The sequence below is a fragment of the Antarcticimicrobium sp. genome, assembly GCF_029212575.1.
Taxonomy (GTDB): domain Bacteria; phylum Pseudomonadota; class Alphaproteobacteria; order Rhodobacterales; family Rhodobacteraceae; genus Antarcticimicrobium.
Map to the genome: position 1 here is coordinate 28,995 of NZ_JARGPK010000061.1, position 14,645 is coordinate 43,639.

Sequence of the window (14,645 nt, forward strand, 5' to 3'; positions counted from 1 at the left end):
CCTACCAGCGCCCCGAGGCGGCGCGCGCCATCAGCGTCAACCGCTTGCGCGCCTCGCTCTGGCCCAGAGTGCCCTGCGCCACCCGCGCCGGCTTCTTCCAAGCCTGCCGCAGGATAACCCCCGTTTGCCAACCGGCCAGCAGCGCAGGGCGCGCCTCACGCGAGACCGCGCCGCGCGCCGCCCTTGCACGTGACAGGTGATCGAGGCCGCGTTCGGCCAGTTCGCGCACCGCCCCGGGCCGTCCGTCGAGCAGGGGAATGCGGCCGCGCGCCTCAAGCTCGGGTACCGCGCGCAACCAGTTGGCCAACCCGGTGGCAAAGCCGAAATCGCGCACCGCCCGCTCCTCCGCCGCGCCCAGCATGCGCGCCGCAGCCCAGAGCAGGCTGCCCGCGCTCTGGTCGATGTAGCGGTCGAAATGGGCGGCATCCTCGAACGGGTCGCGGTAGATATCCCAACGCCTGACCGCGACATGCTCATCCATCTCGGCGGCCAGATCCGGCGTCATGACCGCGCTCAGCGGTGTCACCACCTCGTGGCGGCGCACCGTGCCGCCGGTGGCGATCTCTTCCAGCGCATCGCGCCACCATTGCAGCCGCATCTCGGCGATCATCGGCTCCTGCGTGACCCAGGGGGCGCGGGCGACCTCGACGTTCATCGCCAAGAGCGGAAACAGCGCCCGGCGCGCCGAAGGGGGCGCGGCCATTGTGGCGAGGAACCGGTCGGGGTCGCCGCGCTGCACCAGTCCGGCGCAGGCCGCCAGATCGTCAGTCGAGATGGTCAAGGTACTCTCCCATCAGGCGCGAGGTGATGGCGGCACCGATCACCCCCAGGTGGCTCACCCCCGGGATCAGGTGGTAGGATCCGCCGGGGTTCGCCGGGGCCATCGTCGCCTGGAACCGGTCGGCGCGAAACGCCTCGTCGGCATCACCCGAGACCAGAAGAAACGGCGGCAAGACGCTGATATCCTTCAGGTAATCCGATCTCGGCGCGTAGGAGGCATTGAGCCGGTAGCTGTAGGCGTCGGTCATCTCGCCGCGCAGGCGTTCCGGCACGTTGAACTCGATCGCAGTCAGCCCGTTCAGCGCCCGGATCCCCACCGCGTTGAGCATCGACAGCCCAATGATCCTCCGGGTCAGGGGACGCGCCCAACCGCCTGAATTCTCGCGCATTACCGGCGCGTCGTATTTCAGGAAGGGGGAAAGAAGCATGGCGCCGTCCGGGCGCGGGGTTTGCGCCCCGCCGGCATAGCGAATCGCCAGCCCGCCGCCCGAGGAATGACCGGCAAGAACGAACGTCTGACCCGGCTCCAGATGCGCACGGGCGAGATCGGCGATATCCTCTTCCAGCTGGCCGATATGGGTCACGTCGGGGGCCTTGGCGCGGCTGGCCCCGTGACCGCGCAGATCCGGCAGCAGCACGGTGGCATGTTCCGAGAGCGCCTCGGCCAGCCCGGCGTAGTAGAGCCCATGGGCACCGGAGCCATGGATCAGCACCACCAGCGGCGCGCCGTCGGGGCCGGGAAACAGGCGATAGATCAGTTCGACGCCGTCGCGGGCGGTGTAGCTTTGCGGCGCGGGCGCGGCGATTGGCCCGCCGCGTTCCGGAAAGGTCAGCCCGCCGCCCACGAACGGCTGCCCCGGCCGCTGCGACAGGATCAGCCCGCCCGCGATCGCCAGAAAGACCGCCGCGCCGATCAGCGCGATGCGCAGCAGCGTCCGGGCGAGGCCGGGAATCATGCGCCCCCCGCAGCCGGGGCGGCGTCGCGGATCAGCTTCCAGCGGATCGCGTCCAGCAGCGCCTCGAAACTGGCGTCGACGATGTTCGGGCTGACCCCCACGGTGGACCAGCGCCGCCCCTGCCCGTCGGCGCTATCGATGATGACGCGGGTCACCGCCTCGGTCCCACCTTGCGTGATGCGCACCTTGAAATCGACCAGCCGCATGTCTTCGATGATCTCCGAATAGCGGCCCAGATCCTTGGCCAGCGCCTTGGACAGCGCGTTGACCGGGCCGCGATCCGATCCGGTCTCGTCCAGCGACTCGCTGACCGAAAGCTTCTTCTCGCCATCGACCTTGACCACCACCACGGCCTCGGAGAGGCTGACCATGCGGTCATACTTGTTCTTGCGCCGCTCCACCGTCACCTTGTAGCGCTTGACCTCGAAGAACGCGGGCAGTTTGCCCAGTTCGTCGCGCGCCAGCAGCTCGAAACTCGCCTGCGCGGTGTCATAGGCATAGCCTTCGTCCTCGCGCGCCTTGATCCGGTCGAGGATGCGGCCAAGGGCGGGGTCACGCGGCGCCACCTCCAGCCCGGCCTCGGCCAGACGGCGGCGCAGATTGGATTGCCCGGCCTGGTTCGACATCGGGATGATGCGGGCATTGCCGACCAGATCGGGCAGGATATGCTCATAGGTCGCCGGATCCTTGAGGATGGCGCTGGCGTGCAGCCCGGCCTTGTGGGCAAAGGCCGAGGCGCCGACATAGGGCGCCTGTTTCATCGGCACCCGGTTGAGGATGTCGTCCAGCATCCGGCTGGTGCGGGTCAGATCCCTGAGCGCCTCAAGGCTGATGCCGGTCTCATAGGCGCTGGCGTAGGGCTCCTTGAGCAGGAGTGTCGGGATCAGCGAGGTCAGGTTGGCATTGCCACAGCGTTCGCCCAGCCCGTTCAGCGTGCCTTGCAACTGCCGCACCCCGGCGTCGACGGCGGCCAGCGTGCCGGCGACCGCGTTCTCGGTGTCGTTATGGGTGTGGATGCCCAGGGTATCGCCGGGGATGCCCTCGGCGATCACATCCTTGACGATGCGGGCGATTTCCTCCGGCAGGGTGCCGCCGTTGGTATCGCAGAGCACGATCCAGCGCGCGCCGCCCGTCTGTGCCGCCTGCAGGCATTGCAGCGCATATCCCGGGTTGGCCTTGTAGCCGTCAAAGAAATGCTCGGCATCGAACAGCGCTTCGCGCCCCTGCGCCACGATATGGGCGATGGAGGCGCCGATATTCTCGAGGTTCTCCTCCAGCGTGATGCCGAGCGCGGTCTCCACATGGAAATCATGGGTCTTTCCGACAAGACAGACCGAGCCGGTGCCCGCGTTCATCACCGCCGCCAGCACGTCGTCGTTTTCCGCCGAGCGCCCGGCACGCTTGGTCATGCCAAAGGCGGTCAGCCGGGCCTTTGTCGTCGGGGCCTCGTCGAAGAACGCGCTGTCGGTGGGGTTGGCGCCGGGCCAGCCGCCCTCGATGTAATCGACGCCAAGGGTATCGAGCGCCTGCGCGATGCGGATCTTCTCGGGGGTGGAGAATTGCACGCCTTGGGTTTGCTGCCCGTCGCGCAGGGTGGTGTCATAGATGTAGAGGCGGTCGGTCATTGGCCCCTCCTTTCGACGGCAAGTGCGAAGGGCCGCGCCCGACCCTGGGGTGAGGCCCGTCTTGGAAACGGTCCGGTGGACCGGTTCAGGGCCGAACGGGCGGAGCCCCGAGGGTCGGATGATTGAGGCGCGAAGGGCCGCGCCCGACCCTGGGTGGGCGCATCCACGTGGCCTTCAGCGTAGAACGCCGTCGCACACACCACATCCGTTCGGCGCGAAACATCCAAGAGTGCGCCCTCCCGGGGGGTGGGTCGGGCGCGGCCCGGCCTGCGGCCGGGCGAAACGGGTTGATGCGGTGTCATTCGAGGCCCTCCAGCTTGGTGGGGTCGAAGTTTGCGGTGACTTCAGCTTGCGGACCAAGCGTTGTCACCGTGAACTTGACACCGATTTCCAGCATCTTGTTCCGAAGCGCGTCGGCCGCAGCGAAGTCCTTGCGCAAACGCAACTTTTCCCATTCCTTGAGAAACGGTTGAAGTTCATGAAGGTGTCCACCCTCGGACGCATACGCATGGGACGGTACTCGCCACCAATCTCGCTTTGCCCCGCCTGAGAAGCCGATAAAGTTCATTCCAGCCTTTAGTGCTCCAAAAGAATCGGCTCGCGCCAATTCGTGCATTCTGGAAATGAAACCTGCGGTGTTTAGATCATCGCACAGCGGAGCGACTAAATAATCCAACGCGCTTTCATCTGCTTCTACCCCCTCGGTTGCGGCATACCATCTTCCTAGGTGGTATCGCGCCTCCTCCGCCTTCTTCTCCGTCCAATCCATCGGCTTGCGATAATGCGTCGAGAGAAACACGAAGCGGATCACCTCGCCCGGCACGCCCTTGTCCAGCAGATCCCGCACGGTGAAGAAATTGCCGAGGCTTTTGGACATCTTCTTGCCCTCGACCTGCAGCATCTCGTTGTGCAGCCAATAGCGGGCGAACTCCCCCTTGGGGTGGGCGCAGCAACTTTGCGCGATCTCGTTCTCGTGGTGCGGGAACATCAGGTCGTTGCCGCCGCCGTGAATGTCAAAGCTCTCGCCCAGCAGTTCATAGCTCATCGCCGAGCATTCGATATGCCAGCCGGGCCGCCCGCGCCCCCAGGGGCTGTCCCAGCCGGGCTGGTCGTCGCTCGAGGGTTTCCACAGCACGAAATCCATCGGGTTGCGCTTGTAGGGCGCGACCTCGACCCGCGCGCCGGCGATCATGTCATCCACCGTGCGGCCCGAGAGCTTGCCGTATGCCTTGTAGCTTTCCACCGCGAACAGCACATGCCCCTCGGCCGCATAGGCGTGACCGCCCGCGATCAGATTCTCGATCATCGCCACCATCTGCGGGATGAACTGGGTCGCGCGCGGCATGGCGTCGGGTTCCAGCGCGCCAAGCGCACCCATGTCGTCAAGAAACCATTGCGTGGTCTCGGCGGTGATTTGGTCGATCGGCCGGCCGCTTTCGTCGGCGCGCCTGATGATCTTGTCGTCCACGTCGGTGAAGTTGCGCACATAGGTGACGTGATCGGCACCGTAGGTTTCGCGCAGCAATCTGTACAAGACATCGAACACCACGACGGGGCGCGCGTTGCCCAGGTGCGCCCGGTCATAAACCGTCGGCCCGCAAACATACATCCGCACATTGTCCGGGTCGATGGGGGTGAACACCTCTTTACGGCGGGTGCGGGTGTTGTGCAGTTTGATCGTCGTCATGACGTACTCCTCGACGGCGCGGCGCGTGGCGCGGGCTTAGCAACTTGTCTCGGAGATGGAAACGACAGATACCGGCCCGCTGGTGCGATCAGCAGGGAATGCAGCAGGTAATAATGATGCAGGGCATCCGGCTCATGACGCTGGATTAACACGGGCACGCCCCCCGGGGGAAGGTCAAAAGGACGCGCCGGGCGCGGCCGATTGACATTCCCGGCGCGCTCTGTCCCCTTGGCGGCGGTTTTTCCCGGCGGAGGTATCCCATGCAGCTGTCCCATCGCATCACCCATCTGACCGGCGGCGGATCGGACGGGTGGGACGTGTTCTATCGCGCCCGCGCCATGATCGCGGCGGGCGAGGCGGTGACCGAGCTGACCATCGGCGAGCATGACATCCGCACCGATCCCGCGATCCTCGCGGCGATGGACGCCAGCGCGCGCGGCGGCCATACAGGCTATGCCGAGGTGCCCGGCGTCGCCGCCCTGCGCGACCGGGTCGCGGAACGGGTGCAGGCACGCAGCGGGGTGCCGACCGGGCGCGGCAACGTGCTGATCACCCCCGGCGGGCAGGCCGGGTTGTTCGCCGCGCATAGCGCCACCTGCGATCCCGGCGACGCGGCGCTGTTCATCGACCCCTATTACGTCACCTATCCCGGCACCATCCGCGGCGTCGGCGCGCGCCCGGTCCCGGTGCGCACCCGGCCCGAGGACGGGTTCCTGCCGCGCCCGCAGGATATCGCGGCACGGGCCGACGGGGCGAAATCGCTGCTGATTAACACCCCCAACAACCCCACCGGCGCGGTCTATGGCCGCGACACGCTGGAGGGCATCGCGCAGGTCTGCCGCGACCGCGATCTCTGGCTGATCTCCGACGAGGTTTATGAGACGCAAGTCTGGGACGGCGCGCACCTGTCGCCGCGCGCCCTGCCGGGGATGGCGGACCGCACGCTGGTGATCGGCTCGATGTCGAAATCGCATGCCATGACCGGTTCGCGCTGCGGCTGGATCGTGGGACCGGAGGCGGCGATCACCCATCTGGTCAACCTCGCCACCCACACCACTTACGGCGTACCGGGCTTCGTGCAGGACGCGGCACTTTTCGCGCTCGAGCAGGGCGAAGAGATGGAGCAGGCCATCGCCGCGCCGTTCCGCCGCCGCCGCGCACTGGCGCAGGAGATCCTGTCGCGACAGAACGTCCTGCGGCTGCTGCCGCCGCAGGGGGCGATGTACCTGATGCTGGATGTCAGCGCGACGGGGATGGACGGCCACGACTTCGCCGCGGCCCTGCTGGACGCGCAGCGCATCGCGGTGATGCCCGGCGGCAGCTTCGGTGCCGCCGCCTCGGGCCATATCCGGGTGGCGATGACCATCGCCGACGCGGAGTTCGCCGCAGCACTGGAGCGGCTTTGCGCCTTTGCCGCCGAACGCGCGCGCGAGCCGGCGGTCTGAGCCGCGCTTGTCCGGCTCCGGCCCGGCCCCTATGATGCAATCCAGGATGGAGAGACCGCAATGGCATCGCTGAAACGCTGGCTGGATCGTCGGCGCAACCCGTGGAAAGGGGTGGCCTTCGACTCGTTTCACAAGTTCCGCAAGGACAAGGCGCTGCCGCGGCTGACCGATTTCTTCGATCTCGACCCGGGATCGGTGGTGATCGATTTCGGCGGCTTCGAGGGCACCTGGACCGATGCGGTCCTGGCCGCGCAGCCCGAGGCCCGCGTGCATGTGTTCGAGCCGCACCCCGGCTATGCCGCCGCGCTGCGCGACAAGTACTGCGACCGTCCCAATGTCACCGTGCACGAGGGGGCGCTGGGGCGCGCCGCCGGGACGCTGTCGCTGTCGGACGCGGGCGATGCCTCCTCCGCGGTGGCCGATCATGACCACAGCTTTTCCGCCCCCGTCTTTGCGGCGCGGGAGTTTTTCGAGGCGCAGGGGATCGACCGGGTGCAACTGGCCAAGATGAACATCGAGGGCGGCGAATACGAGTTGTTGCCGGCACTGATCGAGACCGGGCTGATCGGGCGGATCGCGCGGCTGATGGTGCAGTTCCACCTGTTCCGCCCCGCTGACGAACCGGCGCGCGCCGCCGTGGCGGCCCGCCTTGCCGAGACACACGCGCCGGCGTGGTCCTATCCCTTTGTCTGGGAAGAATGGCGGCTTAAAGACTGATCTGAAACGATTTCCCGAAATCACCAAAAAAAGAGGGGGCTTGCGCCCCCCTCAGTTTCGCCGTCCAGGCTCATCTCGTTGACCGCCCAAAGTGTTTTTTGCCTGCGGCCAGGACGTCGTCAGGGGCGAGCGCACCCGCCCCGGAAGAGAGTGGGAAGGACGATACCCTGCCCCACCCTGTACGCGCGGAAAATCAGGGATTTTCCGCCGGGCGGGACAGAGTGGAAACCAAGGGTTTCCGCGGAGTCCCGCACCTTTGTCGTCTGGGCGAGCGTTGCCGCCCTGCCCCCAAATTCGTCGGGGCCGGACCCGAAGGCCACCTCTGCCCCTGAGCGCCGTTGCCGGCGCTGTCGGTTCAGCTACACCCCGACGTTCCGCCGCAGGTGTTGCATTTCATGCAGGTGCCATTGCGCACCAGCGTGTAGTTGCCGCATTCGCCGCAGGCCTCGCCCTCAAAGCCCTGCATCCTTGCCTTGGTGCGGGCGTCCATCGACACCGTGCCGCTGCTCATCGCGGTACTGGCAGCGGCGCGGGCACCGGCCGATGCGGTCTCGGGCACCAGCGTTTGCAGCGCCGCCTGGGCATCGCCGGCCTGGCTCAGCGCGGTGGCGCCGAGGCTCTGGCCGCCGTTCAGCACGATCAGTTCCTGCGGCAGGCGCTTGCGCAGATAGCCGGTGGAGCTGATCTGTTTCAGCACCTCAAGCGAGCGCGAGGCGGCGGTTTCGCTCATCTCCGAGATGTTCGAGACGCCCTCGGCCTCGCCGTGACCCAGATCGTCAAAGCTGGTGCCCTCTGGCTTGATATGGGCCAGATCGGTGCGGTCGAGGTAGGAGACCGCCAGTTCGCGGAAGATGTAATCGAGGATCGAGGTCGCGTTCTTGATGCTGTCGTTGCCCTGCACCATGCCCGCCGGTTCGAATTTGGTGAAGGTGAAGGCATCGACGAATTCCTCCAGCGGCACGCCGTATTGCAGCCCGACCGACACCGCGATGGCGAAGTTGTTCATCATCGCGCGGAAGCCGGCGCCTTCCTTGTGCATGTCGATGAAGATCTCGCCGAGGTTGCCGTCCTCATATTCGCCGGTGCGCAGGTAAACCTTGTGGCCGCCGACGATGGATTTCTGGGTATAGCCCTTGCGGCGCGACGGCATTTTCTGCCGGCCGCGGGCGATCTCCTTGATCACCACCTTTTCGATCACCTTCTGGGCCAGCGTCGCGGCCTTTTCCTGGGCCGACCCGGAGGCGAGGATTTCCTCGGCCTCCTCGTCGTCCTCGACCAGGGCCGAGGCCAGAGGCTGGCTCAGCTTGGAGCCGTCGCGGTAAAGCGCGTTGGCCTTCACCCCCAGCGACCAGCTGAGTTCATAGGCCCTCTGGCAATCCTCGATGCTGGCATCGTTGGGCATGTTGATGGTCTTGGAGATCGCGCCCGAGATGAAGCTTTGCGCCGCCGCCATCATGGTGATGTGGCTGTTGACGCCGAGGAAGCGTTTGCCCTTCTTGCCGCAGGGGTTGGCGCAATCGAATATGCTGTAATGCTCTTCCTTCAGGTAGGGCGCGCCCTCCAGCGTCATCGTCCCGCAGACGTGGTCGTTGGCGGCCTCGATGTCGGCGCGGGAATAGCCCAGGTGCCGCAGCAGATCGAAGGTGGGGTCGTTCAGCTTTTCCGCCGGGATGCCCAGCACGTTTTTGCAGAACGCCTCGCCCAGGGTCCACTGGTTGAAGACGAAGCGGATGTCAAAGGCGCTTTCCAGCGCCGCCTCGACCTTGGCCAGCTCGTTCTCGCCAAAGCCGTGGCCCGCCAGGGTGATGGCATTGATCGCCGGGGCGTTGCCGATCGAGCCGTGACCGACGGCATAGGCGACGATCACCTCGATCTGGGCCGAGGAATAGCCGAGGTTCTCCAGCGCGGCGGGAACCGAGCGGTTGATGATCTTGAAATATCCGCCGCCCGCCAGCTTCTTGAACTTCACCAGGGCGAAATCGGGCTCGATCCCGGTGGTGTCGCAGTCCATCACCAGGCCGATGGTGCCGGTCGGCGCGATGACCGAGACCTGCGCGTTGCGATAGCCGTGCTTTTCGCCCAGGTGCAGCGCATCGTCCCAGGCCGCCATCGCCATCCCGACCAGGCGGGCATCGGGGCAGTTGGCATGATCGAGCGGCACCGGCTTGACCGCGAGCCCCTCGTAGCCGTGGCCGTTGCCCTGCGCCGCGTTGCGGTGGTTGCGGATCACCCGAAGCATGTGCTCGGCGTTGCGGGCATAGCCGTCAAAGGCGCCCAGCTCGCCCGCAATCTCGGCGCTGGTGGCATAGGCGGTGCCGGTCATGATCGCGGTCAGGGCGCCGGCCATGGCGCGGCCCTCGTCGCTGTCATAGCCCAGCCCCATGTTCATCAGCAGACCGCCGATGTTGGCGTATCCCAGCCCCAGGGTGCGGAAATCATAGGAAAGCTGCGCGATTTCCTTGGACGGGAACTGCGCCATCGTCACCGAGATTTCCAGCGTCAGCGTCCACAGCCGGGTGGCGTGGATGTAATCCTCGGCCTGGAATTCGCCGTCCTTGAAGAAGGTCAGCAAGTTCATCGAGGCCAGGTTGCAGGCGGTATCGTCGAGGAACATATACTCCGAGCACGGGTTGGAGCCGCGGATCGGGCCGTCCGCCGGGCAGGTATGCCAGGCGTTCACGGTGTCGTGGAACTGGATGCCCGGATCGGCGCAGGCCCAGGCGGCATGACCGATCTTTTCCCACAGCTCGCGGGCGCTGACGGTTTTGGACACTTCGCCGTTTGTGCGGTTGATCAGCTCCCACTTTCCATCCTCGCGCACCGCCTTGAGAAAGGCATCGGTGACGCGGATCGAGTTGTTGGAGTTCTGGCCGGAGACAGTATTGTAGGCCTCGGAATCCCAATCGGTGTCATAGGTCGGGAACTCGATGCTGGTATAGCCCTGCCTGGCGTAATCCAGAACCCGCTTGACGTAGGTTTCCGGGATCGCCGATTTTTTGGCGTCGCGGATCGCCGCCTTGAGCCCCTCGTTGGTCTTGGGGTCGCAGGCGTCCTCGATGCGTCCGTCCCAGGATTTGATCGCGGCGAAGATGCCGTTGAGCTTTTGCTCGTGCATCTTGGAGCCGGCGACGATGCTGGCGACCTTCTGCTCTTCCAGCACCTTCCAGTCGATGAACTGCTCGATATCGGGGTGGTCGGCATCGACGATCACCATCTTGGCCGCGCGCCGGGTGGTGCCGCCCGACTTGATCGCGCCGGCCGCCCGGTCGCCGATCTTGAGAAAGCCCATCAGCCCCGAGGATTTGCCGCCGCCCGAGAGCGCCTCGCCCTCGGCACGCAGACGGCTGAAATTGGTGCCGGTGCCCGAGCCGTATTTGAACAGTCGCGCATCGCGCACCCAGAGATCCATGATGCCGCCCTCATTCACCAGGTCATCACCGACCGACTGGATGAAGCAGGCGTGCGGCTGCGGATGCTCGTAGCTGGATTTCGACTTGGTCAACTTGCCGGTCTTGAAATCGACGTAGTAGTGGCCCTGCGCCGGCCCGTCGATGCCATAGGCCCAGTGCAGCCCGGTGTTGAACCACTGCGGAGAGTTCGGCGCGGCGCGCTGGGTGGCCAGCATGTAGCGCATCTCGTCGTAATAGGTGCGGGCATCTTCTTCGGTGGTGAAATAGCCGCCCTTCCAGCCCCAATAGGCCCAAGCCCCGGCCAGCCGGTCGAGCACCTGCTTGGACGAGGTTTCGCCGGTGGTTTCCACACCGTCGCCGTCAGGGACCGAGCGCCACAGGAACTCCGGCACGTCCTTTTCGCGCACTTTCTTCAGGCGCGCGGGCACGCCGGCCTTGCGGAAATATTTCTGAGCGATCACGTCGCTGGCGACCTGGCTCCAGCCGGTCGGAATCTCGATGTTCTCCAGCCGGAACACGATGGTGCCGTCGGGATTGCGAATCTCGGATGTCGCCGACACGAAGTCCAGATCGGCGTATGCGTCCTGCCCTGCCTTGGTGAATTTTCTTTCGATCTTCATTATCGCTGCCTCTGATCTTCGGTTCTTCACGTTCGGCCCGGGTTGCGGACCAGTCCCTCTGGCGCCTGTCGCGCCCTTTTTCGACGGCATCGTTCGCGCAATCCGGTCTGCTGCGGGGCCACGCCGGGCCCGCGCATCGAGCGTTCTGCCCGTGCCGATCATTGCTTGTTGTGCCGTTCGTGCGCGCCGGGAGCCCTAGTTCAATCCGCTAGATTTAGTGGCTACCCGGCTAGCCCACACAATTTGGAGCATTCGGGAGGGGAGGGTCAACGGTTTTATTTGGCTTCCGGGGGCATATTTTCGGTTGACCCCTGCTGGCATGGAAACCCGTCACGATTCTTCCACAGGATGCTGCGCGGCAGCGGTTCACAGCCTGTCACAGCCGCGCCCCGGAACCTCTTTTTTTCGCAAGACAAAACAGGGATCGGCCATGAGGCCCGCAAATGCGGCGCAGCATGGGCGCCGATTTTCTGGGCAAACCGCGGGGATGAAAGCAAGCGTCGGCCGCATCCGGGAATTGCACCCGGTTCCTGCGACTCGCTTGAAGATGGTCGGGGCGGCGAGATTCGAACTCACGACCCCCTGTACCCAAAACAGGTGCGCTACCAGACTGCGCCACGCCCCGACGCCGGCCTGTCTAGCGGGACATCGATGGCTTGAAAAGCCCTAACAAGGCCAGGCCGCCGGGCCGCCCTCGAAAACCGGGTGGCGCATCACCGTGCCCGGCGCAATACCATAGCGTTCGGCCAGTTGCGCGTTGATCTCCAGCACCGCGTAAACGCCGGGGCCGCCGTCGATCGGCGTCAGGTCGCCCGGAATCGCCCCCCCATGCACGCGGGTGACGCGCCCGGTCCGGTCGGCAAAGATCATATCGAGCGGGATCAGCGTGTTCTTCATCCAGAAACTGGCGTGCTGCGGGTGCTCGTAGACGAACAGCATCCCGGCCCCGCGCGGCAGCGACTCGCGGAACATCAGACCGCGGCCGCGCGCCTCGGGTGTCTCGGCCAGTTCGACGGTGAATTGCGCCTGCCCCCAGTCGCCGCGCAACGCGACCTGGTCGGCCCGGCATCCGGCCAGAGCCGGCACCGCCCCCACCACCAGAAACAGAAGGGCGGCGAGGCGGAGCATCAGTCGTCCTGCGGTTCCGTAAGGGCGGCCTCCCAGGCCATCACCTCGGCGGCCATTCTGCCGCGGCGCCCCTCGATTACCCGCATCGCCAGCGCCTCGCCCGGCTGCAGATCGGCCAGGCCGGACCGGCGCAGCACCTCGATATGCAGAAAAACGTCCTCGTCGCGCCCGAAAACATTGGCAAAACCAAAGCCCTTGGCCTTGTCGAACCACTTGACCCGAGCCGGTTCCAGCGGGGTTTGCCGGATCTCCTCCGGGTCCAGGTGGCTGAAATCGGACAGGACCGGTCCACACTCCTCGCGCACGGGCGGTTCGATGGAGAGAACCTCGATCGCCTGAACCCCCCGGTCGGTCTGATGGGTCAGCACCTCGATGCGCGATCCATCCGCCACCGAGCTTTGTCCGAAGTTCCGCAACACGTTCATATGCAACAGAATATCCGGGCCACCGCACTCGGACACGACGAACCCATAGCCCTTGGCCGGGTCGAACCATTTCACCTGTCCGATGATCTGGTTCATGTTGCTGAGGTCTTCTGCCACTTGTGCTTTTTCCACATTTTCGTTCTTCACGCGTGCTCGGGACGTGTCGGAATGTGTGCAATATGTAAACTGGACATTTCAAGTCAAAAACATCGAACTAGGCGAAAATCCACACATATTATCAAAGCTTTGCATTTCACGTGACGTGAATGTCACGGGCTCAACCTCTGGATTTCCCACGCGGATTCGGCGTTTGGACGGCGCCAGACGAAGCGGTCGTGCAGCCGGAACGCGCCATCGGCCCAGAACTCGATTTCCACCGGAACCAGGCGATAACCGCCCCAGAACGGCGGCCGCGGCGGGTTCGTTCCCAACCGCGCGGTCACCTTCGCCACCTCGGCCATCAGTGTGGCGCGCCCGTCCAGCGGCTGCGACTGATGCGACGCCCAGGCCCCCAGCCGGCTCTTGAGCGAGCGCGACTTGTAATAGGCATCCGCCTGCGGCCCCTCCTCGCGGCTGATGTGGCCGCGGACCCGGATCTGGCGGCGCAGCGATTTCCAGTGCAGGACAAAGGCCGCCATGCCGGCCTGGTCCAGCTCCTGCGCCTTGGCGCTGCCGTAGTTGGTGTAAAAGACAAAGGCGGCGGGTTCGATTTCCTTCAGCAACACCATGCGCACATTCGGCAAGCCGGCGGCATCCACCGTCGACAAGGCGATCGCGTTGGGATCGTTGACCTCGCTGCGTTCCGCGTCGCTTAACCAACGGCGCGCGATCTCGAACGGATCGCCGCCTGAAAAAAGTCCGGTCCTGTCGCCCATGTTGTCCCCATCATGAACAGTGATTTGAACACTAGGGCGCGCTCCGACCGGCGGCAACCCCGATACTCTTGATGCGCCACGACCAATCGCCTAAACGTCACTCTCACACCGTTAGGAGAGGCGGAGAACCTTCATGTCAAATCAGTTGTTGGCCGGCAAGCGCGGCCTGATCATGGGCCTGGCCAATGACAAGTCCATTGCCTGGGGGATCGCAAAGGCCCTGGCAGGCGCGGGGGCAGAGCTCGCCTTTTCCTACCAGGGGGACGCGTTGAAGAAACGGGTCGATCCGCTGGCCGGGCAATTGGGAAGCGACATCGTGCTACCCTGCGACGTTGGCGACGAGGCCTCGATCGACGCGCTGTTTGACAATCTCAAGGAGCGCTGGGGTCAGCTGGATTTCCTGGTCCACGCCATCGGCTTTTCCGACAAGAACGAGCTGCGCGGGCGCTATGTCGACACCAGCCGCGCCAACTTCCAGCTCAGCATGGATATCTCGGTCTATTCCTTCACCGCCGTGGTCAAACGCGCCGAAAAGTTGATGAAGGACGGCGGTAGTTGCCTCACCCTCACCTATTACGGCGCCGAAAAGGTGATGCCGCACTATAACGTGATGGGCGTGGCCAAGGCGGCGCTGGAGGCCTCTGTGCGCTATCTCGCCGAGGATCTGGGCAAGGACGGCATCCGCGTCAACGCCATCAGCGCCGGCCCGATCAAGACGCTGGCGGCCTCGGGCATAGGCGATTTCCGCTACATCATGAAGTGGAACGAATACAACTCGCCGATGCGGCGCAACGTGACCATCGACGATGTCGGCGGCTCGGCGCTCTACCTGCTGTCCGAGCTTGGCGCCGGCGTCACCGGAGAGGTGCTGCACGTGGACGCGGGCTATCACGCCATCGGCATGAAGGCGGTGGACGCCCCCGATATCGCCAAGGGCTGACCGCCCATCGCCCCGAGGATCAAGAAAAGGACCCGCG

11 protein-coding genes and 1 tRNA gene are annotated in these 14,645 nt (G+C 65.1%); 3 read left to right on the forward strand and 9 right to left on the reverse strand.

Going from position 1 to position 14,645, the window contains the following annotated elements; translation table 11 throughout:
• Nucleotide 1: 1 nt before the first annotated feature.
• From P1U75_RS14460 to cysS, 4 genes are all read right to left on the reverse strand, one after another.
• Entirely contained in the window at nt 2-781 is a 780-nt protein-coding gene (locus tag P1U75_RS14460; RefSeq protein WP_300244694.1) for a squalene/phytoene synthase family protein, read from the reverse strand.
• Nucleotides 765-1,736 (reverse strand): alpha/beta hydrolase, encoded by a 972-nt coding sequence (locus P1U75_RS14465; protein ID WP_300244695.1) that lies wholly within the window; start codon nt 1,734-1,736, stop codon nt 765-767. Before P1U75_RS14465 ends, P1U75_RS14460 begins: the two co-directional genes overlap by 17 nt.
• Nucleotides 1,733-3,361, reverse strand: a complete 1,629-nt coding sequence (cimA, locus tag P1U75_RS14470) for a citramalate synthase (RefSeq protein WP_300244696.1) — start codon at nt 3,359-3,361, stop codon at nt 1,733-1,735. The genes P1U75_RS14465 and cimA overlap by 4 nt, the downstream gene beginning before the upstream one ends.
• 298 nt (nt 3,362-3,659) lie before the next feature.
• Entirely contained in the window at nt 3,660-5,048 is a 1,389-nt protein-coding gene (gene cysS, locus P1U75_RS14475; RefSeq protein ID WP_300244697.1) for a cysteine--tRNA ligase, read from the reverse strand.
• A 260-nt stretch (nt 5,049-5,308) separates the two neighbouring features.
• Here cysS and P1U75_RS14480 point away from each other — a divergent pair, with 260 nt between their 5' ends.
• Nucleotides 5,309-6,493, forward strand: coding sequence for an aminotransferase class I/II-fold pyridoxal phosphate-dependent enzyme (locus tag P1U75_RS14480; protein WP_300244698.1), 1,185 nt, complete (start codon nt 5,309-5,311; stop codon nt 6,491-6,493).
• Nucleotides 6,494-6,553: 60 nt separating this feature from the next.
• Nucleotides 6,554-7,210, forward strand: a complete 657-nt coding sequence (locus P1U75_RS14485) for an FkbM family methyltransferase (RefSeq protein ID WP_300244699.1) — start codon at nt 6,554-6,556, stop codon at nt 7,208-7,210.
• Nucleotides 7,211-7,565: 355 nt separating this feature from the next.
• On the opposite strand, the gene P1U75_RS14490 is transcribed toward P1U75_RS14485, so the two are convergent.
• The 5 genes from P1U75_RS14490 to pdxH form a co-directional block, all read right to left on the reverse strand.
• The gene (locus P1U75_RS14490; RefSeq protein WP_300244700.1) at nt 7,566-11,240 is read right to left on the reverse strand and encodes a vitamin B12-dependent ribonucleotide reductase; all 3,675 of its coding nucleotides are present in this window, start codon (nt 11,238-11,240) and stop codon (nt 7,566-7,568) included.
• Between the two features lie 548 nt (nt 11,241-11,788).
• Nucleotides 11,789-11,865: transfer RNA gene (locus P1U75_RS14495), tRNA-Pro, on the reverse strand.
• Nucleotides 11,866-11,906: 41 nt separating this feature from the next.
• Entirely contained in the window at nt 11,907-12,368 is a 462-nt protein-coding gene (locus P1U75_RS14500; protein WP_300244702.1) for a DUF192 domain-containing protein, read from the reverse strand.
• Nucleotides 12,368-12,910: a cold-shock protein gene (locus tag P1U75_RS14505; RefSeq protein ID WP_300244704.1), complete on the reverse strand. Its 543-nt coding sequence runs from the start codon at nt 12,908-12,910 to the stop codon at nt 12,368-12,370. The genes P1U75_RS14500 and P1U75_RS14505 overlap by 1 nt, the downstream gene beginning before the upstream one ends.
• A gap of 152 nt (nt 12,911-13,062) precedes the next feature.
• Entirely contained in the window at nt 13,063-13,668 is a 606-nt protein-coding gene (gene pdxH / locus P1U75_RS14510; RefSeq protein WP_300244706.1) for a pyridoxamine 5'-phosphate oxidase, read from the reverse strand.
• Between the two features lie 133 nt (nt 13,669-13,801).
• On the opposite strand from pdxH, the gene fabI reads away from it, so the two are divergent.
• The gene (gene fabI / locus P1U75_RS14515; protein ID WP_300244707.1) at nt 13,802-14,608 is read left to right on the forward strand and encodes an enoyl-ACP reductase FabI; all 807 of its coding nucleotides are present in this window, start codon (nt 13,802-13,804) and stop codon (nt 14,606-14,608) included.
• Nucleotides 14,609-14,645: the final 37 nt, after the last annotated feature.